The 19,908-nt window shown below is 59.8% G+C and carries 19 protein-coding genes and 2 tRNA genes; 15 read left to right on the top strand and 6 right to left on the bottom strand.

Going from position 1 to position 19,908, the window contains the following annotated elements; translation table 11 throughout:
* Nucleotides 1-74 precede the first annotated feature (74 nt).
* Together F3Y30_RS13440 and F3Y30_RS13435 are read right to left on the bottom strand one after the other, a co-directional pair.
* Nucleotides 75-503, bottom strand: coding sequence for a CBS domain-containing protein (locus F3Y30_RS13440; RefSeq protein WP_203423190.1), 429 nt, complete (start codon nucleotides 501-503; stop codon nucleotides 75-77).
* 180 nt (nucleotides 504-683) lie between these two features.
* The gene (locus F3Y30_RS13435) at nucleotides 684-1,445 is read right to left on the bottom strand and encodes a rhomboid family intramembrane serine protease (protein ID WP_203423189.1); all 762 of its coding nucleotides are present in this window, start codon (nucleotides 1,443-1,445) and stop codon (nucleotides 684-686) included.
* A 388-nt stretch (nucleotides 1,446-1,833) separates the two neighbouring features.
* Between F3Y30_RS13435 and F3Y30_RS13430 the strand changes: the two genes are divergently transcribed.
* The 6 genes from F3Y30_RS13430 (at nucleotide 1,834) to F3Y30_RS13405 (ending at nucleotide 7,614) form a co-directional block, all read left to right on the top strand.
* On the top strand, nucleotides 1,834-2,454 hold the full coding sequence (locus F3Y30_RS13430) for a PAS domain-containing protein (RefSeq protein ID WP_203423188.1): 621 nt from the start codon (nucleotides 1,834-1,836) through the stop codon (nucleotides 2,452-2,454).
* A 135-nt stretch (nucleotides 2,455-2,589) separates the two neighbouring features.
* Complete coding sequence (locus F3Y30_RS13425; protein ID WP_203426614.1) at nucleotides 2,590-3,201, top strand: PilZ domain-containing protein; 612 nt, start codon at nucleotides 2,590-2,592, stop codon at nucleotides 3,199-3,201.
* 564 nt (nucleotides 3,202-3,765) lie between these two features.
* A complete protein-coding gene (locus F3Y30_RS13420; RefSeq protein ID WP_203423187.1) occupies nucleotides 3,766-4,368 on the top strand; it encodes a transglutaminase-like cysteine peptidase in 603 nt (200 codons plus the stop codon).
* 421 nt (nucleotides 4,369-4,789) lie between these two features.
* Nucleotides 4,790-5,575 (top strand): hypothetical protein, encoded by a 786-nt coding sequence (locus tag F3Y30_RS13415; RefSeq protein WP_203423186.1) that lies wholly within the window; start codon nucleotides 4,790-4,792, stop codon nucleotides 5,573-5,575.
* Nucleotides 5,576-5,770: 195 nt separating this feature from the next.
* A complete protein-coding gene (locus F3Y30_RS13410; RefSeq protein WP_246752743.1) occupies nucleotides 5,771-7,159 on the top strand; it encodes a D-alanyl-D-alanine carboxypeptidase in 1,389 nt (462 codons plus the stop codon).
* 185 nt (nucleotides 7,160-7,344) lie between these two features.
* A complete protein-coding gene (locus tag F3Y30_RS13405; protein ID WP_203423184.1) occupies nucleotides 7,345-7,614 on the top strand; it encodes a hypothetical protein in 270 nt (89 codons plus the stop codon).
* A gap of 18 nt (nucleotides 7,615-7,632) precedes the next feature.
* On the opposite strand, the gene F3Y30_RS13400 is transcribed toward F3Y30_RS13405, so the two are convergent.
* Together F3Y30_RS13400 and F3Y30_RS13395 are read right to left on the bottom strand one after the other, a co-directional pair.
* Nucleotides 7,633-8,070 carry a DUF1489 family protein gene (locus F3Y30_RS13400; protein WP_203423183.1) on the bottom strand — a complete coding sequence of 146 codons (438 nt, stop codon included), beginning with the start codon at nucleotides 8,068-8,070 and terminating at the stop codon, nucleotides 7,633-7,635.
* A 91-nt stretch (nucleotides 8,071-8,161) separates the two neighbouring features.
* A complete protein-coding gene (locus tag F3Y30_RS13395) occupies nucleotides 8,162-9,562 on the bottom strand; it encodes an L-serine ammonia-lyase (RefSeq protein WP_203423182.1) in 1,401 nt (466 codons plus the stop codon).
* 583 nt (nucleotides 9,563-10,145) lie between these two features.
* Here F3Y30_RS13395 and F3Y30_RS13390 point away from each other — a divergent pair.
* Both F3Y30_RS13390 and F3Y30_RS13385 read left to right on the top strand, forming a co-directional pair.
* Complete coding sequence (locus F3Y30_RS13390; RefSeq protein ID WP_203423181.1) at nucleotides 10,146-10,835, top strand: DUF599 family protein; 690 nt, start codon at nucleotides 10,146-10,148, stop codon at nucleotides 10,833-10,835.
* 119 nt (nucleotides 10,836-10,954) lie between these two features.
* Nucleotides 10,955-11,974: a DUF1624 domain-containing protein gene (locus F3Y30_RS13385; protein WP_281435382.1), complete on the top strand. Its 1,020-nt coding sequence runs from the start codon at nucleotides 10,955-10,957 to the stop codon at nucleotides 11,972-11,974.
* A gap of 216 nt (nucleotides 11,975-12,190) precedes the next feature.
* Here F3Y30_RS13385 and F3Y30_RS13380 read toward each other — a convergent pair whose 3' ends face one another.
* Together F3Y30_RS13380 and F3Y30_RS13375 are read right to left on the bottom strand one after the other, a co-directional pair.
* Nucleotides 12,191-12,676, bottom strand: a complete 486-nt coding sequence (locus tag F3Y30_RS13380) for a DUF192 domain-containing protein (RefSeq protein WP_203423179.1) — start codon at nucleotides 12,674-12,676, stop codon at nucleotides 12,191-12,193.
* Between the two features lie 14 nt (nucleotides 12,677-12,690).
* Nucleotides 12,691-13,269: a cold-shock protein gene (locus F3Y30_RS13375; RefSeq protein ID WP_203423178.1), complete on the bottom strand. Its 579-nt coding sequence runs from the start codon at nucleotides 13,267-13,269 to the stop codon at nucleotides 12,691-12,693.
* Between the two features lie 194 nt (nucleotides 13,270-13,463).
* Between F3Y30_RS13375 and F3Y30_RS13370 the strand changes: the two genes are divergently transcribed.
* The 7 genes from F3Y30_RS13370 (at nucleotide 13,464) to F3Y30_RS13345 (ending at nucleotide 19,874) form a co-directional block, all read left to right on the top strand.
* Nucleotides 13,464-13,904 (top strand): VOC family protein, encoded by a 441-nt coding sequence (locus F3Y30_RS13370; protein ID WP_203423177.1) that lies wholly within the window; start codon nucleotides 13,464-13,466, stop codon nucleotides 13,902-13,904.
* Between the two features lie 460 nt (nucleotides 13,905-14,364).
* On the top strand, nucleotides 14,365-15,309 hold the full coding sequence (locus F3Y30_RS26380; protein WP_246752742.1) for a hypothetical protein: 945 nt from the start codon (nucleotides 14,365-14,367) through the stop codon (nucleotides 15,307-15,309).
* The gene (locus tag F3Y30_RS26375; protein WP_246752980.1) at nucleotides 15,246-15,578 is read left to right on the top strand and encodes a D-Ala-D-Ala carboxypeptidase family metallohydrolase; all 333 of its coding nucleotides are present in this window, start codon (nucleotides 15,246-15,248) and stop codon (nucleotides 15,576-15,578) included. Before F3Y30_RS26380 ends, F3Y30_RS26375 begins: the two co-directional genes overlap by 64 nt.
* Before the next feature lie 248 nt (nucleotides 15,579-15,826).
* Nucleotides 15,827-15,901 (top strand) — tRNA-Glu (locus F3Y30_RS13360).
* 165 nt (nucleotides 15,902-16,066) lie between these two features.
* Nucleotides 16,067-16,141, top strand: a tRNA-Glu gene (locus tag F3Y30_RS13355).
* A 599-nt stretch (nucleotides 16,142-16,740) separates the two neighbouring features.
* Nucleotides 16,741-18,177: an Ig-like domain-containing protein gene (locus tag F3Y30_RS13350; RefSeq protein WP_203423176.1), complete on the top strand. Its 1,437-nt coding sequence runs from the start codon at nucleotides 16,741-16,743 to the stop codon at nucleotides 18,175-18,177.
* Nucleotides 18,178-18,227: 50 nt separating this feature from the next.
* Nucleotides 18,228-19,874 (top strand): autotransporter domain-containing protein, encoded by a 1,647-nt coding sequence (locus F3Y30_RS13345; RefSeq protein ID WP_203423175.1) that lies wholly within the window; start codon nucleotides 18,228-18,230, stop codon nucleotides 19,872-19,874.
* Nucleotides 19,875-19,908: the final 34 nt, after the last annotated feature.

Below are 19,908 nucleotides of genomic sequence, written 5' to 3'. Positions count from 1 at the left end.
TGCGCCCTGCTCCCGCGTCCTGGGGGCATGGGCGAGCACCACGCGGTGCCCGCCATTAAGACATGGCTTTTCTCTCAGCTCGAAATGTAAGCCTTGATGTCGGCCGCTTCGCGCTCAATGGCGCGGATATGCGATTTAACGACGTCACCGATCGAAATGATCCCAACCAGGCGGCCATCCTTCTCAACCGGAATATGCCGGGCGCGAAGGTTGCTCATCATCCCCATGAGTTCCTCGACGGTGGAACTCTCCGTACAACGATGGACATTGCCCCACATGATGGAGGAGATCGGCTTGTCCAGGCACTCGGCTCCCGAGCGGGCGATCGCACACACGATGTCGCGTTCCGCCAGAATACCGGCAATGCGATCGTTTCGATCGACGATTACGATCGCACCAATGTGATTTTCATGGAGATAGACCGCGGCCTGACGCACCGTCAATTGCGGGCCGGCAGTGATAACATTGCGGCCTTTTTCATCCAGTATCGACTTTACATACATGCATACCTCCCGTGTGCAACATGACAGAGAGACGGGACATCCCGTGGAATGCCCTGCCAGTTGGAAGGTGCCAATTCTCCTCTGATGGCAACTCCCCTTCCTCCGGTAAGCATGTGAGAACCGGAGACCGTCATGGTGCGCCACGATAGGGGCGAATGCAAGACCGCCGCGCCGCTAGCGTTAACTCCGGCGTGAAGGTTCCTGCGGAACCGGCGGTATCCTGTCGAAAAGCGGAAAGCAGAGGAACCCGAACAGGAACCCTCCGATATGAGCCTCCCAGGCGATGGTGTTGCCTTCGCCCGCACCGATGCTCTGACCGAAACCAATCAGGAAATTCGTAAGGAACCAGATACCGGAGAACACCAGTACCGAGCGATTGGAGAGCGCCTCGGGGATCGAGAGGCGTCGGTTAAGATGCGCGAACTGACGGCTGATCCGCCCGCTCGGCGAGAAAACGAACCGCGCCGCCGCCCCCATCAGACCGGCGACCACCCCGGAAGCGCCGATCACGACGATCATCGCCTCCCAGTGGAACGCTGCATGGAGCGCCACCGCGGCGACCGCGGAAAGACACCAGAAGATCGCAAAACGCAGTGTGCCGATCCGGCGAACGACAGGCGCCCCGAAGGCCACCATCCAGAAGCTGTTGAAGATCAGGTGCTCCCAGCTTCCGTGGAGCAGCGAATAGGTCACGGGGCTCCACACCCACGCGAAGTCATGCGCCATCAGCGACGGCTCGTAGCGTGCCGGAATGAAGGAGAATTGCAGCAGAACGAATTCATCCGCGGCAGGGGAAAGGAAATAGGTTCGAAGGACGTGGATGGCGATGAGCACCGAGAGGATAACCACCAGGCTTGACGGAAGATTGAAGGCTGGCTCCCGTCTTTCCACGCTTCGTTCCAAGGTATCTGCGCCGCTGCTCCCAGCCCGTTCGTCGCTCATGAACTCTTTTTCCAAATCTCTCACCGTTGCGTCCTGTTGAACGAACACAGTGCTTAAAAACCTTAAATGAGCGCGCCGTCCCTCCCCCTCGACCGGCGTCAGGAAAATCCGCGCCGCACATGAATAACGCCTACGTAGACAAAAGAAAGGCCGTCAGGCTTTCGCCGACGGCCGCAGGCCCCAAATCCCCGGACCCGAAAGTAAATTGCTGAAACCAATTCGCACTGAAGCGATACAGAATACTTGCCATGAGGACCGGCCACGCGCAAACGGAACCAATCGTTAACCTTAACCCCGTTCTGGCATGAAGTTCGCATCGCAGCCGAAACAGAGGCCCTGCCGTTACCCAAACGTTTCGGAATGGAACACCTCTGAGACAGGTGACATCATGCGTACAAGAGTTGCAACCCAGATCTATGAATATTGGAACCGGCTTCGCGGTGACCGCGAACTCCCCGACAGAAAGGACATTGAGCCGGCGGATGTTAGGGGAATTCTCCCGGATCTCTTCATCCTCGAGCAGGCGGGCCGCTTCGCCCCGCGCTTCAGGCTGGCAGGCACGCGACTGTGCGCCAATTTCGGGCGAGAGCTTCGCGGCATAGGCTTTCCGGACCTTTGGTCTGCTGAATCCGTGAACCGGACGGCTCGGATCACAGAGAACGTCATGCGTTGCAGAACGCCCGCAGTCATGCAGGTTTCCGCCTACGGGCAGTCCGCCTCGGGCACCGAGGCCGAGGTCGTGTTGCTGCCTCTTTCGTCACAGGGTGGAGCTTGTGACCGCGTTCTCGGGGCATTTGCCCCTATTCAACCCATCGACCCGCTGGCCGTTCCGTTTCGGTACATGACGCTATCAGAGCTCGGCGTCATCGATCCGAGCCAGCAGAACGCCTTTTTGCGCGATCGCCCTTCCATTCCCGTGCCGCAGTCGGTCTTCGCCGTTCGCGGCCTTGGCGATACCTTTCGGCGCGTCCTTCATCTGCGAGTCTTCGAGGGCGGACGGCAGGGCTGAGGGATCAGCCGCAGCAAACCGCCGGGCCCCTCTCTTTTCAATCACATGCCGGGCATTTTTGATCGAAGCCAGAACACTCTGTTAACCTCGAAAGGTTACAACTTAGAAAGAGCTTTTCATCAGGCCTGCATGTCCATGTATTCATTTCAGCAAGCATCGCCGACACCCCCAAGACCGCAGCATGACCAGCGGAGCTTTCAGCGCGTCTCGGTCAACCTGCCCGGTCGCCTGATGTTGCCAAATCACGACGAATACGAATGCACAGTGATCGACATGTCCCCCGGGGACGTGAACATCGCGTGCCACGCGCGGCCGCAGCGCGGCGAGCGAATCATTGCCTATGTCGACCACCTCGGAAGAATCGAGGGAACGGTCGAGAAGGCGAGCGAATTCGGCTTCGTCATCGTCCTCAACGCCACGGATCGCAAGCGCGAGAAACTTGCCGCGCAATTGACCTGGCTTGCCAATAAGCACGAGCTGGGCCTGCCGGAAGACCGCAGGCACAACCGACTCACGCCGCGCAACACCCGGACCGAGCTCGTACTCGACGACGGACGACGCTACCCCTGTCGCATCATCGACCTTTCGCTCTCGGGTGCCGCCATCGATATCGAGGTCCGCCCTGCCCTTGGCACCCCGGTGCAGCTTGGGAACATGCGTGGACGGGTCGTTCGGCACTTCCAGGAAGGTGTCGCCGTCGAGTTTTCGTCGGTGCAGTCAAAGGAAGCCCTAACCTCATTCCTCTGACCCCGGAATGCGGCAGCAGTGAAGCCCCGGTATTTTCCAACTCCGGACACCCCCAAGGGCCTCAACCGTTTCGAGGCAGCTAGATCGATGTCCGGCGCCCGTCGTTGAACGGCGCCGCCTCCGGAAAGACGTCCCACGTCATCCGCAACGAATTTCCCGAGAAAAGAAATTCCGAGAAAAATTCGCTGCCTTATCCGCGTAAAAGCTGATCGGCAGACCACGACTCCGTCCATGGCGCACCAATTGGGATGCTGGCCGTTCCGCGCGCAACGGGCAAGCCCGGCACACGCGACAGTGATCTCGCACCTACGCCCTTCCGTCTCATTCCATATTTCTTCATAAAATCAATCCGTTGAACGAATTCGCTTCAATCGTCGACAGAATTTCGCGCGATAAGAACGTTCAAATTTTACTCAATTTTGAGTCAAATACAAATCGAGTTTTATTCGAGTTTTATTCTAGATTTATTCTTATTGGCCGTTGATTTGATCTTTATTTTACTTCGCGACTTCGCGATGGATCAAAACATGTGTGCCATTCTGTGCTCATAACGGGGACAGAACAATGACAAGAACACTTTTCAAATCCGGGGCAATCAGCTTCATTCTCTCTGCACTCCTGGCACCTGCTGCCTTCGCGTTGCCTGCAAACATTCCAGTTGAGGGAGCAACCAACCAGCCGATCGGCCATTACGAATTCTGCCGCGAATACAGGGACGAGTGCGGTCCCACCGGCGATGCTTCGGGACCGCTGGTTCTGACCGAAAGCAACTGGAAGAGCATTCTGACGGTAAACTATACCGTGAACACCTCGATCGAGCCGCTGACGGATCAGGAAATCTACGGCGTCGAAGAGAAATGGGCCTACCCCAAGTCGGTCGGAGACTGCGAAGATTTCGTGCTGCTCAAGCGCAAGATGCTGATGCGCTCCGGTATTCCCGCCTCGAATCTCCTGATCACGGTCGTCCTGCAGCCCAACGGCGAGGGCCATGCGGTTCTGACCGTCCGTACGGACCGTGGCGACTTCGTTCTCGACAACATGCGCAACAAGGTGCTGCTCTGGTCGCAGACCGAGTATCGCTTCCTGAAACGTCAATCTACAGAGAACGCCGGCAAGTGGGTAAAGCTCCAAGACGGTCGCGCCGATGCCGTTGGTAGCGTCAAGTAACGCTGAAGCAGCAAGAACGCCGATGGGCACTCACTGCTACTGCCCGCCAGGAGCTCGCACAAGGGAGCCCGGGCCGGCCGGACAGGGACAGCTGCCCCGGCACGGACATTGAATACGCGGCTGCGCGGGATGCGCGCAGCCTCCCATTGGGCCAGGTCAGTCCCCGATCCCCGTCCCGACCAAGGCCCAGCGACCGGCTCCCCTGTCCCGGAGCCGGTCGCAGCTTTTTTGCCCCCGCCACACGGGCAATGCTTAACCGGAAATTAACCATGTGGGATCAGCCTTGCGGCCAACACAGGAGCACGCCACGCCGGCAACGGCGCCGGCACGATCCGAAGTGAGAAAGATCTGTCTTTGCAGCGCTACCGATCCGACGGCCGCACCGGCCTGAGATAGCGGGCGCTCGCCGAAAGGTGTTGGGATGACAATCGCGAACAATCGTGTGGCACCATCCAGCGACATCCACGAATCCCCTCTCATCTCAAACAAGTTCCTCACCCGCCTCACCTTCGCCGTGGCTATCCTGGCGGCGCTTACGGTGGCGATCAGCCTGGCGGGACGAATGATCGGGGAAAAGATTGCCCTTGCCGGCCACACGGAAGACAGCACCATCTTCGATATCGTGATCGGCGAGGATCATGTTCGCCTCCCCGCCAACGTCATCCGGTTCGAGGAGCAGCGCATGTCGGGCTTCAGCGAGCGTGCGGATGTCTATCTGACCTGGCCGGAGATGAACGGCTATTCCAATGACGAGCGCGCAAGGTTCAACGATGTCAATCGTGCCGAGAACCTCGTCTTCCTGCAGCTGTCGCAAAGCACGATGTCGAAAGACATGTCCGGCCGAGTCGAGCCTATCTACCGCCACATCTTCGATGGCCCGGCAACCCCTGGCCCCGCCGGTCTCTCGCTGCATCAGCTCAAGGAGAACTCCGGTTACGGCGACGAATCGATCCTCACCGGAACCTTGCCCGATGGCGAACTCTACGCAGTGCGCTGCATCCTGCCCGAATCGGACGCACTCTCGACTGGCGCGGACTGCCAGCGCGATGTGCACGTCGGGCACGATCTTTCACTCCTTTACCGCTTCTCGAGCAGACTTTTGCCGCAGTGGCAGGCGATGGAGACCGCGGTCACAGGCTACGTCCAACGCCGGCTCGTCAACACCCCCGACGAAAGCCGGCAGGGCCGAACCATAAAAATCCACTGATCTGCGCAACCAATGATTCATCATAAACCGATTGGTAACGCTGTCCCGCTAGTGTCGACGAAACTGTCGTCACGAAGCTTCCCGCTCGACGCCATTTGCAATCCGATACTGAAGAGTAACATTGTGCCCCGTTCCGTTTCTTTAGATGTTCTGCACCTGCCCCGGAAAGCGGTCGCCCGCGTGGCGAAATGCCTTATGATGGCGGGTCTCGTCGCCACCGCAGCGTTTGCGACGCCGGCGAAAGCTGACCCGACATACGCAGGCATTGTCGTCGATGCGAAGACCGGCAAGGTTCTCTATGGCGAGGATGCGGACAGGCCGCACTATCCGGCGTCGCTCACGAAAATGATGACGCTCTACCTGACCTTCGAAGCTCTCGAATCAGGTCGGATCAACAAAAACACCAAGATTCCCGTATCAAAGAACGCGGCGATCGAACCTCCGTCCAAGCTCGGTCTCCGCGCCGGCGGCTCGCTTACCGTTGAGCAGGCTATCCTCGCCCTCGTGACGCGCTCGGCCAACGACGCTGCGACCGCACTCGGCGAATTCCTCGGCGGAGGATCCGAAGAGCGCTTTGCCCGCATGATGACGCAGAAAGCCCGTGCGCTCGGCATGACGCGCACCGTCTATCGCAATGCCCACGGCCTGCCGAACACGGCCCAGGTCACCACGGCTCGCGACCAGGCGCGTCTCGGCATCGCACTGCGCCAGCACTTTCCGCAGTACTATGGCTATTTCTCCACGCGCAGCTTCCGCTTCGGCAAGCAGACGATCGGCAATCACAATCGACTGCTCGGCGTCGTGCGCGGTGTGGACGGCATCAAGACCGGTTACACGCGTGCAGCCGGGTACAATCTTGTGACCTCCGTTCAGGCTGATGGTCGCAGCGTGGTCGGCGTCGTGCTCGGTGGCCGTTCGGGCGCCGCTCGTGACGCGCAGATGAAGCGTCTCGTCGCCAAGTATCTGCCCGCCGCTTCCCGCCGCGGAAACGGCAACCTCATTGCCGAGACCGCCCCCGCTCCGGCGTACGAAGCCGAGACAGCAGAAGCTCCAGTCTCGACCGCAGCGGCGAGCGCCAGCCTCGATCTGCCGCACAACGGGCCGGTACCGACCTATCGCTACGAAGAAAACCGCATCGAGGCAGCCTATGCCGCCACGGCCGGTAATAGTGCCAATCCGCTGGTCGGAAAGCAGGCCCTTGCCGCGACCTTGAAGCAGCAGCGCGACGTGGCTATCCCGGAGACCGTATCCGAGCCTGTCACGGAGCAGGGAGACAACGGTGGTGAGGTCGACGCACTGACCACCTCGTCCACCGCTTCGGCAAACATTGCCACGCCCGCTGGCTGGAGCATCCAGATCGGCGCGACGCCGGACCGCACACAGGCAGAAAATCTGCTGGAGAAGGCCAAGGACAAGGGCGGCAAGTCGCTCCGCGGAGCAAAGCCGTTCACGGTCGCCGTCGCAAGCGGCCAGGGACAGCTCTACCGGGCGCGCTTCGGCGGATTTGCAAACCAGGACCGCGCCGTTTCGGCCTGCAAGGTCCTGAAGAAGAAGGGTTTTGCGTGCTGGGCAAGCATGCAGTGAATTGTGTGTCCCGTGCCTCCTGAAGGTGCGGGAGTGCAGTCTGAGCCGGCATAACCCGGCTTGTGAAATATGCCCCTGCGTGGGTACGGCGGTCTGGGTTTGAGTACCGCAGAGTGAGACGCAGGGCGGGCAGCGGCCTAAAGGCTTCTGCAATCCTCGATTTTGTAGTGCGTACGAGGCTTATCATGGCGATGAACGAAAACCGGAACGGCTCGACGATCGACCCTAGGGAAAAGAGGAAAGGGCTTCGTGGCGGATTTCATCCGCTTCACGAAGCGGCGATGAAGATCGCCGACATCGGCCTCAATCGTTCACGCTCGAAGACGAAGGATCTCGTCGGCATGCTGCTCGCCCACGGCGCACGCGCCTGGCGCTCCGGGCAGCCCGCCGCCGGGATCCATCTTCATGTATCGTCGGGTGGCGCACAGTTTCCCGTTCGCATGCGCCTTCGATAGAACGAAGCGACGAGGCGCTCAGAGCAAGCCCAGTTCCGCCAGTTCGCGCCTCAGCTCGAGCGGCATGTCGGCGGCGCCATCGCCTAGGCTCGTGAGATCGCGTGGCGCATCGGCCTCGTTCAGATATCGCCATCCCTGGAACGCCCGGCGCGGCTGCAGTTCGGTCTCGATGACCTCCGGTCCAAGTATGAGTTCGCACCGCGTGATGCCATCGACATCCTTGAACGTCTTCAGATCCATCAAGCGCTGCCGCGCCTGAACCTGTCCCTTGATCACCCAGTATAACGAGCCGCCATCCAGAAGCTCTTCCATCCGCTTCGGAATCATTCTCGTCGTGTGGGTGGTAAAGGGTTCCATTCCGGCCGCGATCGCGATCAGCGCGCGTTCCGAGACCCATTCGCGAAGATCTTCAATCGACTCGGCGCCGACACACAGTTTGATAAGATGCAAGGCCATGCGCCTATGAACTCCCTCGCCCGCTTCGCGTCAAGCCGGAAAGAGCCCGGTGTACGAGTGGCAGGTTACTGGTTCACGATGCCTGCGGCCATCAACATTCAACGACATTTACCGCAAGTCCGCCCGTCGAGGTTTCCTTGTACTTCTCGTTCATGTCGACGCCCGTCTGACGCATCGTTTCGATGCAGGCATCAAGCGGAACGAAGTGTTTTCCGTCACCCTTGATGGCCAGCGAGGCCGCCGTGACCGCCTTGACGGCGCCGAGGGCGTTCCGCTCGATGCAGGGAACCTGAACCAGGCCGGCAATCGGATCGCAGGTCATGCCGAGGTGGTGCTCCAGCGCGATTTCGGCGGCATTCTCGACCTGCTCCGGCGTGCCGCCCATGACGGCGGCAAGCCCGGCGGAAGCCATCGCGGCCGCAGATCCCACCTCGCCCTGACAGCCGACCTCGGCACCCGAGATGGACGCATTGTGCTTGATGATTCCACCGATGGCGGCGGCGGTCAGCAAATAGTCCCGGATGCCTTCGGCATCGGCATCCTCGTGGAAATGCAGATAGTAACGGATCGTCGCTGGCACGACACCCGCGGCGCCGTTGGTTGGTGACGTGACGACTCGTCCACCTGCTGCATTCTCTTCGTTTACCGCCATCGCGTAGACGCTCAGCCAGTCATTTGCGAGCAGTGGATTGACCTTGTTCGACCGCCATTCCTCCTGGAGCTTATCGTGGATCATGCGGGCGCGGCGACGTACCTTGAGCCCACCGGGCATGATTCCTTCGGTGCTCAGACCACGGTCTATGCAGCTCTTCATGGCCTCCCAGATGCGGTCCAGACCGGCATCGAGTTCTTCGCGGGAGATCAGCTCCTCCTCGTTGGCACGCTTCATCTGCGCAATCGTGAGGCCCGACCGGTTTGCCATCTCGAGCATCTGCTTGGCGGTCGAAAACGGGAATGGAACCTTTCTGTCGCTCGACCGCGCCTTCGATGCGCGCATGGTCTCGAGTTCCGTGTCGGTCACGACGAAGCCGCCGCCGACGGAATAGTAGATCCGCTTGAGCAAAAGGCGCCCGTCCCGGTCGAAGGCAGAGAAGGTCATTCCGTTGGCGTGCCCCGGAAGCGGCGTCTTCCTGTCGAATATCAGATCGTGCTTGGGCTGGAATTCGTAGCCGGGGTGGCCCGGCGGCTTGATCCTTCCCGTCCGCTCCACCTCGGCGATGATCGCGTCCATGCGGTCGGGATCAACGCTGTCCGGCCGTTCGCCCATGAGACCAAGAATGACCGCGCGGTCGCTTCCATGCCCGACGCCCGTATAGGCCAGCGATCCGTGCAGGCTCATCTTGATTGCCGCAACACTTGCGCCGGATGGGCGTGGCCAGTCGGGCGAGAGAACGAGGTCTAGAAACCGGTTCGCAGCCGACATCGGCCCCATCGTGTGCGAGCTCGAAGGACCGATACCGATCTTGAATACGTCGAAGACAGAAAGGAACATTTTCACCGCCTGGATGTCACCGCCCGGCCGCTCGCACGGGTTTTGCAGCTAGGCTATGATATCACGCGCCGGCTATAAGGCGATGGACCGACACCGGTTTTAACCGCTGCGACATGGGGTGCCGCCAAAAACAAAACAGCGCGCCCGGCACGACGCGCTGCTTGAAAAAGAAATTTGAGGTTGCGGCTCAGACGCCGCCGAACAGATAGGCGAGAACCAGCAAAGCTGCGAAACCGATTACTGCGCGCGCGGTGACGCCCCAGCAAGACTTCTGAACGGTACTTTCCATGATTTCCCCGAATTGAAGACTACGGCGCCGCATTTGTTGCGCGGCGTTGCTGTCGGTTTAATGAATAAAATATGAATTCGCAATCGCAAAATGTGGCGAAACGGTGGCAAACACCGAATCGAGTTTTTTCACCGTCCGAGTGTCGAAACGAAATCAATGACTTTCCTGATGAAGCCGAAAGGATGTGAGCTGATCCCGGCGTTGCACGAGGCGATAGAAACCCTCTCTTTCGAGATGCCGGGTGCCACTGTGGACTGCTTCTAGGGAGATGGCGAATCATGCAAATGTGCAGGTATGAACTTGCTCGACTTCATCGCCCTTGGCATCTTCACCGTCCTGTGGACGGCATATTCGTGGATTACTGAGCGAGGCCGCCTTTTCGACCGGGTGAGCCTGACGCAGGCGATGAGTGCCGAGCGCGCGCGATGGATCCGCAATGCCATGCGTCGCGATCTCAGGATGATCGATACCCAGATCATGGCAGGCCTCCAAAACGGCACTGCCTATTTCGGCTCGACGTCGATCCTGGCCCTCGGTGGCTGCTTCGCCCTGCTTGGAGCAACGGAGAAGGTGTTCGCAATCTTCACCGACCTTCCGGTCGTATTCCAGGGAAGCCGCGCCGGTTTCGAGATGAAGGTCGGCGGGCTCGCCTGCATCTTCGCCTATGCCTTCTTCAAGTTCGGCTGGTCCTACCGGCTGTTCAACTACTGCACCATCCTCCTCGGAGCCGTACCGATGACCGGCGAGATCCACAAGGACCCCGCCGCAGCCGATCTCGCCGCCGACAAGGTCATCCGCATGAACATTCTGGCGGCAAAGCACTTCAACATGGGGCTGAGGGCGCTTTTTCTCTCGCTCGGCTACATCGGCTGGTTCGTCAGTCCCTACCTTTTCGTCATCACCACCGCTCTGATCGTATTCGTTCTGGTGCGCCGGCAGTTTTTCTCCGAGGCACGCCAGACAGTGCTCGAATCCATGAGCTGATCGAAACCGCACTTCGGCGGCCTCCATGTCGCTCGGAGTGCCGCATTTCGGTCCCGCTCCTTCTGCTAAACGCTAGGTTCTGCAGGCAGACTCCACCCGTTCAATAAATGGCATTGCGAATGACCTCTTCGGCCGTCAGCGAAACTCCCGACAGCAACACCGGCGCATCGACATTGCGAGGCCGGCGAATTCCGGTGATCGACCAGATGCGCGGTGTGGCGCTCATCGCAATGGCGATCTACCACTTCACATGGGATCTCGGCTTCTTCGGCTACGTCGATCCGGCGACACCGGCAACCGGCGGCTGGAAGCTCTTTGCGCGCCTGATCGCCGGAAGCTTCCTGTTTCTCTCCGGCTGCAGCCTCGTGCTTGGCCACGGCAACGGCATTCGCTGGCACTCCTTCGCCAAGCGATTTGCCCGAATCGTTGCCGCCGCAGCAATCATCACGGTCGGCACATGGTTCGCTTTTCCGCAAACCTTCATCTTCTTCGGGATTCTCCATGCCATGGCCGCCGCAAGTCTCATCGGACTTGCTTTCCTCCGCGTGCCGGCACCGCTGACAATTCTCGTCGCGGCCGCGGCATTCGCGGCACCCTGGTATCTGCGTTCGCCGTTCTTCGACCCACCGTGGCTTTGGTGGGTCGGCCTTTCAGCCTCCGTTCCCCGGTCCAACGACTATGTTCCCGTATTGCCCTGGATCGCCCCGTTCCTTCTCGGCATGGCCGCCTTCCGCATCGCGGTCGCACGCGGCTGGACGGAGCGGTTCGCCTCCATCGGGACAGGATCGGCGAAGTGGAAGACAGGGCTTGCCGCAGCCGGGCGCCACAGTCTCGCAATCTACCTCATCCATCAGCCGGTGATTATCGCGCTCGTCTACGCGTTTTCTCTCGTTGCGCCCGCTGCAAAGCCCGATCCGGTCGAAGCCTACCGGATGAACTGCACCGCCGCCTGCACCGCGCAACGCGACAAGACCTTCTGTACCGCCTTTTGCGACTGCACGCTCAACCGGCTCCTGGAACAGGATTTGTTCAATGCCTTGAACGCCGGCGCGATCAATGTCGCTTCGGATGGACGCATTGCAGCGATCTCGGAGCAATGCACAGCCGACTCACAGTCAGGCCTCGATCTCAAGGAATAGAGAAAGAAACCCCATCGCGATCACTCGTTCGCATTGACCTGGCTACCTCAGGTTTGTGGCAGCGCGATCGCGGCAGCGGCAACGCTTCGTTGTCTCTTCCCGCTGGTGATGGCGAACCTGGAAGCTTGGCCGCCCCACCTCATCGGGACGAGCCTCATTGCCATCCACGGATGAATCCGAAGCCTGGGAAAACCGAGAAGTTCGCAGAGAAATGCCTCACTGGCCCTTCGTCTGCATCTCCTTGATGAGATCGCTCTCGATCTGGTGACCCGTCTTGATGTGCAACGCCTTGACCGTGCCGCCGTTGACCTCGAGCACGAAATCAACGGGTACCTTGGAATCAATGATCGCCTCGGACAACGGTTCTGCGTTTTCCTTGATGGTCACGATATGACCGTTCTTCGCGATGAAGAGCATATCGAGCGGGATATACGTGTTCTTCATCCACATGAGAACCTGGCGGGTTTCGCCGAAGGCGAAGAGCATGCCATGGTCGGAGGCCATCTCACGGCGCTCCATCAATCCCCGCTCACGCTGACGCGGGGTAACGGCGAGTTCGACCGAGAACTCATGGACCTTTCCGCCATCGCCGACGATATTCAGCGGCTGACGCGCGAAGGTTTCGTCCGCGACGGCCTGCGCTCCCGATGCCAGAAACAAAAAAAGCGCCGCAACGGCGCTTCTGCCAGAGTTTGCTCGCAAGCCCCGCTCCTCCGTCAATGCGCGCGGTTGCCGGGCGTTGGGACGTCCGGATGAATTTCGGCGGCCATCAGGCCCTTTTCTCCATCACCAAAACGAACCAGCACGACCTGTCCGGGCCGCAGTTCGGTGAGGCCGAACCGGCGTAGCGTCTCCATATGGATGAAGATGTCCTCGGTCCCCTCGCCGCGCGTCAGGAATCCAAAACCCTTCGTGCGGTTGAACCACTTGACCAGGACACGCTCGAGGCCACTCGTCGGCGTAACCTGCACATGGGTCTTCACCGGCGGCATCTGCGAGGGATGAACGGCCGTCGACTGGTCCATGGACAGGATGCGGAACGCCTGATAGCCGCGATCGCGCCGCTGGATGAGCGCGACCACGCGCGTTCCCTCGAGCACGGTCTGATAGCCATCGCGACGAAGGCAGGTCACATGGACCAGCACATCCTGCATACCGTTGTCGGGGACGATGAATCCGAAGCCCTTTGCGACGTCGAACCACTTGATGACGCCCGTGATCTCGATCAGATCGACGACCTCGCCGCCTTGGTCATCACTCTGCGTGACTTCCTTAGATGACATTCTGTCCGCCATGATCTGCCAGCCCCTCGATTACGCGTCACATGAGTTACGGTTAACTGATTCTTGCGGACCAGAATAACATCGTCCCATTGTGGATGCGCAAGCCCTCGTCAAAAGTTTTGCTCGCCTAGGATTTAACAGGCAAGGCTTGCCCCAGGCTGACAATTTCCTATGTTCAGGCGAATCCGCTTATGAAGGGAATTACAATGCGTTATCTCCACACGATGGTCCGCGTCGAGAACATCGACAAGGCGCTTCACTTCTATCGCGACCTGTTCGGCCTTGCCGAAGTCCGCCGTATCGAGAACGAAAAAGGCCGATTCACGCTCATCTTTCTCGCGGCGCCCGATGATCTCGAGGCCGCCAAGCGAGACAAGGCCCCGTGCGTCGAGCTCACCTACAACTGGGACCCCGAAAGCTACACCGGCGGCAGGAATTTCGGTCACCTGGCCTATGAGGTGGACGATATCTATGCGTTCTGCCGCAAGCTCATGGATGGCGGTGTGACGATCAACAGGCCGCCGCGCGATGGCCATATGGCGTTCGTCCGTTCGCCCGAAGGCATCTCCATCGAAATCCTTCAGAAAGGCGACAGTCTTGCGCCCGCGGAACCGTGGTCTTCGATGCAAAATACCGGCAGTTGGTAGCAACTGGTAAGTTTCGCGCAAAACCACGTCTGTATTGCTGCAATGCGGGAAACATCGTTTCGCCGCAATTGACCGCAGAATGCCGTGTTGGTCAGGCCGGAAGTGGGACAGAAGCCGCCTGCAAATCACCCCTTGGTTCGGGTAGACTTGCGCGAGGGTCGACTTCTCCCCTGCGATTCGTCCTCTTCAGCGTGGAATGAAACGTCGATTTCAACGGGGACTTGCGGCCCGATCGCCGGCCGCAGATCTTTAAGTGAGAGTAGATCGTGCAGATGGGCAGGCAGCATCAACCGCCGGCCGTGCGCGAACAGCAAGCGGGGATATCTCGTTGCAGCCGATGCAGGAAAAAGGCACGGGATTGCGCAGACTTCGGTCTGCACTCCTGATTGCGGTATCAATTTGCGCATTGTCAGGATGCGTATCCGCCGTTTCCGACGACCTGCATGACGACGAAGTGGCGATGCCGGCAAAGACCGGCGAGCAGGCAGCAACGGACGTTGCGGCGCAAGGCGTTCAGGCGGGAACGATGACCACTCACTCCGCCGCGGCCAACACCGCCGCGGCTAGCGCGCAGAACGTACCGATGCAGGATCCCGACATCGCAGCGGGCGAAGAGGCGACAGGCGACCGCGCCGGGTTGGTCATGCAGCCCACTGCCCTCAATGCAGGCCAGGCAAGCATCTTCTCCACTGCGGGGGCGTCAAACCAGGAGGCTGCCCAATCGGAAGATCGCGCCACGGGTCCCTCTACCAATCCGGCGATGAGCAGCATCTATTCCAACAGCAACGCCGGCCAGAACGGCAGCGCCGGGCGAACGCTACCGGTAGAATCGATGCCGCATCAGGATACGAGCGTCGATGGCGGTTTGCCTGATGACGTTTCCACCGAGCAGACCTACTCGATCCCGGACAAGGTACCTTTGCCGACGAGCGCACAAACCGCCCTCGTCGCGCCTGTCGACACGGCGGATGCGAGTAAACTGATGACAGTCGCGGAGCCTTCCGCGGTCCCATCCGACGAGGGCGATGCCAGCCAGGGGCCGGCCGACACGGCGGGCAAGGCACTCACCCTTGCTGCACTTTTCGCCAGCAAGCGGAAGAATCAGAACCAGTTCGAGGGCCGCACTGCCGCGGAGAAGCCCAAACCCAGGATCAACCGCGACAACGCCGCCCAGATACAGCAGGCATCGGCGAACTACGAATCCCTTCCAGGGGTCGACACAGGGACGACAAATTCGGCATCGCACATCCCGAAGCTGAGGCTGACACCGCCGACGAGGGCGGGAACCAGTTCACCGAAGTCGCTTCACTCGCAGGGCTTGCCCGTCTCGCCCCGAACGGTCTGTGGCTTCAGACCGAGAAGGTCCAGACCGGCTGCTTCAAGCCGGAGCTTCTCGAGGTGCTGAAGACCGTCGAGCACCACTATGGAAAGCCGATCATCGTCACCTCGGGGCTCCGCGCTCCCAAGCGCAATCGCGCGAAGCAATCGCTGCATACGCGTTGCGAGGCAGCGGACATCCAGATCGCGGGCGTCAGCAAGTGGGAGCTTGCCGAGTATCTGCGTTCCATGCCCGGCCGAGGCGGCGTGGGCACCTACTGCCACACCGAGTCGGTGCACATCGATATCGGCAGCGAGCGAGACTGGAACTGGCGCTGCCGGCGCAAGCGGAACTGAACCACGCCGCCTGAGACGGACGATCTATCGCGAACCGAACGCAATCCATGCGAACCGCACATTTTCTCCGTCCTGGCGCAGCGCAGCGTCAGGACGGTTTTTTGCATTTCGTCGTAAGCCGCTGAAAAATAACAATTTTCCCTTCATCCACAGGCATGTTCTCTCAACTGTCATTTTTTTCGGGAAATCGCTTCTTTCGCGCTTGCGAAACCGAAAAGTGCCCTCTATAAGACGCCCTGCAAGCGCACGCGCCCTTCGTCTATCGGTTAGGACGTCAGATTTTCATTCTGAAAAGAGGGGTTCGACTCCCCTAGGGCGTGCCACTTTTCTTCCCTTTGATCTCGTTATTCCGCATCACCCGCAGCAGCGGGCGCCCTCCTGCGCGCGGCAATTTAGACAGACCAATCCCTGTTGAAAAAATTGCGAATTCCGCACTTTTTCCTCTTGCGCAAATCAGCGCCCCCGACTAGAAGACGCCCACACCGCACGCGCCCTTCGTCTATCGGTTAGGACGTCAGATTTTCATTCTGAAAAGAGGGGTTCGACTCCCCTAGGGCGTGCCACTTCTCTTCCCTTTTTGTTTCGCGAATCTAGCCGGGAACTCCGGTCGGAACGCTTCATTTCCCTTCACCGGCCGTTCCAGAACGTCCCCTTCCCTGGATGTTGTTTCGTGCCATCCAGGTCGACACTGTCGATCATGGCATGCGGCCAGGTTCGACGGAGCAGCACATCGCTGATCAATACGTTGGCGCTGATGACCTCGGCGAAAGTTTCTGCGGAACTGTTATCGCGCGATGGGATCGTCAACGCGCCCCTATCGAATGACGCTGAGCGGCCGCGCACGGTCTGATCGACCGGTTAACAGACGGCAAGACTGGCTCGGTTTCAAAACAGGACATGTGCAGTCGAACGTCTTTTCAAAATGGGAAAGCGAAATTGCGGAAATCTTCTTGCTTCCACAGCCCATGATTGAAATCCACCTTCACCCTATGCCTCCCTCAAGATAAGAATAAGAATCACGTTTGGGGGAATTGGACAGATTAAGTCATTCGCGTCCGATTTTACTGCAGTTGGGGCATGGCGGGGGCCAAAAACAATAATGCATATTACTTTATTAGGTATTTCGCGTATTGCGTTCCAGGTTTTCTTTCCGATCCTGGCGTTGACAACTTCCCTGATCAGGCTGTCGCGGAGCGCACGGCTGCTGTTCTTGCCGCTTCTTGTCCTGATCTCGCTGCAGATCGTCTCGACGGAGGCACTTGCCGCGTCGAGCACATGTCAAAGCATCGCGAGTGAATGGAACGGTGTTACCAACACGAAGACGGAATTTTACAGCGTCGCGAGTCTCGACGCCACCGACCAGCTATCGTTCACCATCACAGGCGGGTCTCCCACGAGCGAGGCTGTGTTCACCGTGGCCGCCGATGGCGTCACCATCTTGGAATACATGCAAGGTAGTTATTCGACCGGTTCTTCTTCGGCGATATCCGCCGGCGCGTCCCCAATTTCCTCAAGCACTCAGCTCAGCATTTCATATGCCTATGATTCGAGCGCTCCTTTTGCGGTTTCCGTGCAATGCACGTCTTCGGCGTCGCCAGTCACCGCCAACGACGTATCGGCGACAGTGGCGGCGAATTCCTCCGGTAACCTGATCACGCTGGACTTCAGCAGCGGCGCGCCGCACTACATCGACATTCCTTCCGGCTCCGGCCCGTCTCACGGCACGGCAAGCGTCCCGACCATCTCAGGTACCCAGGTCTCCTATACTCCGGCGGCCGGCTATTCCGGTTCGGACAGCTTCGTCTACCGGGTCCAGGACGGCAACGGCACCACGGCCGTGGCGACGGTGAACATCACCGTGTCCGCTCCAACCTTAGTCCTGTCTCCGGCAGCCGGCGCGCTGCCGAATGCAACAGTCGGCAAGGACTACAGCCAGACGATCACGGCCTCAGGCGGCACAGCTCCCTATAGTTATCAGTTGGGCGCTTGGCTGGACGCCAGCATATTCCCAGACGGCCTGACGTTCTCCCCCTCCACTGGTGCCATTGGCGGAACACCGACCAAGGCCGGAACCTACAGTTTCGAACTCCGAGCGACCGACGCCAACGGCCTGACGGTGACGGAGAGATACGACATTACCGTCGTGGCTCCACTGCCCCCCGTCGCCATTCCGGTTTCCGCCACGGTCGCGGGCAATTCGTCGAACAATCCAATCACGCTCAACATTGTCGGCGGCGCCGCGACATCCGTGGCCATCGGCACTCAGGCAGGCCACGGTACGGCTACCGCTTCAGGAACATCAATCACCTATACGCCGGCGGCAGGCTATTCCGGCGCGGACAGCTTCACCTATACGGCGACCAATGCCGGCGGCACATCGGCTCCGGTGACAGTGACGATCAGCGTTAATCCGCCGACCAGCCTCACTCTAACCCCATCAGGCGGCGCGCTTCCGTCCGCCGCGGCAGGCAAGAACTACCACCAGATTATTCCGCTCACGGTCTCGGGCGGCACGGGGGATACACCTTCACGCTCAACCTTGCCGACGGCCGGCCGCTTCCGAGCTGGCTCCGCTTTTATTCGACGGGCAAGCTGCTGACGGGAAACCCGCCCGCCGCACTCAATACAACCCTACTCCTGACACTCACAGTGAGGGATTCCGCTGGCAATCAGGCGAAGGCGAACTATTCCCTCATCATCGGCACGCCGACCTTCACCTTCACACCGTCGGGCGGCGCATTGACCGAGGCGATGGTGGGCGAGGCCTACAGCCAAAAAATCAGCGCTGAGGGCGGAACCGGCGCGTTGATCTACAGTGTCGTCTCCGGGGAGCTACCGAAGGGCATGGTCCTCAACATCTCCACGGGCGAACTGACGGGACCTCTGGCCGAAGATGCAGAAGCAAAGGACTACAGCTTCACGCTCCAGGCCCGCGACAGCGTCGGTTTCACGGGAACAGCCTCCTTCACCCTCACCGTGAAGGCACGCGCCGCGACCGTCCCCGCGGTGCGGACTTCCAACGTTTTGCCAGGAGGTGTCGCCAATGTTGATCTCGATTTGCTGTCCACCGGCGGAACGATCACCAGTGCCGACATCCTTTATGTCGAACCGGACGTAGTCGCCGGCACGGTGACCATAGTTCGAGGCGATTTCGCGCAGCTGGCACCGTCTGCGAGCGAACTCGGATGGTATCTCAAGTTCACTCCGAAGCCGGCCTTTTCGGGTGAGGCGCGGGTTAGCTACACAATCACCACCGCGCTCGGCACATCCAATATTGGAACCATCATCTTTCGGGTCGGCTACGATCCGGACGAGGTCGCGCAGGACATGGACCGATACGTGCATGACTTCGTCAGCACCCGCCAGAGCATGATCTCCTCGGCCATCAAGGTTCCCGGCCTCTTGCAGCGGCGGCAAATGGGGGAAGCAACCGAGCCGGTTACGACTCGCGTATCGCCCTCGGAAAGCGGCTTGACATTCGGCTTCTCCACCAGCCTTGCGCAGCTGGAAGCATCTCGCAACCAGGTCGACGGCATATCCGGTGGCTACTCATTGCCCTTCAACGTGTGGCTCGACGGTGCCTTCCTCGCCCATCGCGACAACGACATGGAAGAGGGCAAGTGGGGCAGCTTCGCGATGCTCAGTCTGGGCGCGGATTATCTGCTCTCGGACAAGGCACTACTCGGCCTCTCCTTCCACTTCGACCGAACCACCGATCCGGTCGACGTCGACGCGGAACTGACCGGCAACGGCTGGCTCGCCGGCCCCTACGCCTCGTTCGAAATCGGCAAGGGCGTGTACTGGAACGCCAGCCTTCTCTACGGCGGATCGTCGAACGATATCGATACGCTCTCCTGGGACGGTACGTTCGACACAAAACGATGGCTGACGGATACTTCCATCGAGGGGCAATGGGCTCTCGACCCGGACACGACCCTGACGCCAAAGCTGAGGGCCGTCTATTTCTCCGAAAAGGTCGAGGACTACACGGTCACCAACAATGCGGGCGACGCGTTGACGGTCGAGGGCTTCAACGAAGAGCAGTTCCGCGTCAGCCTCGGCGCCGAGATCGCCCGTTCCTTCACCCTTGAAAGCGGCTCGACGCTGACACCGAAAATAGGGGTAACCGGCGGCTTTTCTGGCCTCGACGGTTCCGGGGCGTTCAGCAATCTTACCGCTGAACTGTCGCTCAACACGACCGATGACTGGACCTTGGACTTCGGCCTCCTCTTCAACCTTGAAGGAGAAGGAGAAACGTCCGTGGGTGCGCGGGCACAAACCAGCAAGAGGTTCTGACACGGACGGGAAAGAGACGCGGGATCCCCGCATA

The organism is Sinorhizobium sp. BG8, assembly GCF_016864555.1.
Classification (GTDB): domain Bacteria; phylum Pseudomonadota; class Alphaproteobacteria; order Rhizobiales; family Rhizobiaceae; genus BG8.
Note: the sequence above shows the minus strand (reverse complement) of the source record. Positions and strands in the feature narration are given on the sequence as shown.

Coding starts and splice junctions, on each gene's coding strand:
- F3Y30_RS13440 (WP_203423190.1), bottom strand. CDS start 503: ATGTATGTAAAGTCGATACTGGATGAAAAAGGCCGCAATGTTATCACT.
- F3Y30_RS13435 (WP_203423189.1), bottom strand. CDS start 1,445: ATGAGCGACGAACGGGCTGGGAGCAGCGGCGCAGATACCTTGGAACGA.
- F3Y30_RS13430 (WP_203423188.1), top strand. CDS start 1,834: ATGCGTACAAGAGTTGCAACCCAGATCTATGAATATTGGAACCGGCTT.
- F3Y30_RS13425 (WP_203426614.1), top strand. CDS start 2,590: ATGTATTCATTTCAGCAAGCATCGCCGACACCCCCAAGACCGCAGCAT.
- F3Y30_RS13420 (WP_203423187.1), top strand. CDS start 3,766: ATGACAAGAACACTTTTCAAATCCGGGGCAATCAGCTTCATTCTCTCT.
- F3Y30_RS13415 (WP_203423186.1), top strand. CDS start 4,790: ATGACAATCGCGAACAATCGTGTGGCACCATCCAGCGACATCCACGAA.
- F3Y30_RS13410 (WP_246752743.1), top strand. CDS start 5,771: ATGATGGCGGGTCTCGTCGCCACCGCAGCGTTTGCGACGCCGGCGAAA.
- F3Y30_RS13405 (WP_203423184.1), top strand. CDS start 7,345: ATGGCGATGAACGAAAACCGGAACGGCTCGACGATCGACCCTAGGGAA.
- F3Y30_RS13400 (WP_203423183.1), bottom strand. CDS start 8,070: ATGGCCTTGCATCTTATCAAACTGTGTGTCGGCGCCGAGTCGATTGAA.
- F3Y30_RS13395 (WP_203423182.1), bottom strand. CDS start 9,562: ATGTTCCTTTCTGTCTTCGACGTATTCAAGATCGGTATCGGTCCTTCG.
- F3Y30_RS13390 (WP_203423181.1), top strand. CDS start 10,146: ATGAACTTGCTCGACTTCATCGCCCTTGGCATCTTCACCGTCCTGTGG.
- F3Y30_RS13385 (WP_281435382.1), top strand. CDS start 10,955: ATGACCTCTTCGGCCGTCAGCGAAACTCCCGACAGCAACACCGGCGCA.
- F3Y30_RS13375 (WP_203423178.1), bottom strand. CDS start 13,269: ATGGCGGACAGAATGTCATCTAAGGAAGTCACGCAGAGTGATGACCAA.
- F3Y30_RS13370 (WP_203423177.1), top strand. CDS start 13,464: ATGCGTTATCTCCACACGATGGTCCGCGTCGAGAACATCGACAAGGCG.
- F3Y30_RS26380 (WP_246752742.1), top strand. CDS start 14,365: ATGCCGGCAAAGACCGGCGAGCAGGCAGCAACGGACGTTGCGGCGCAA.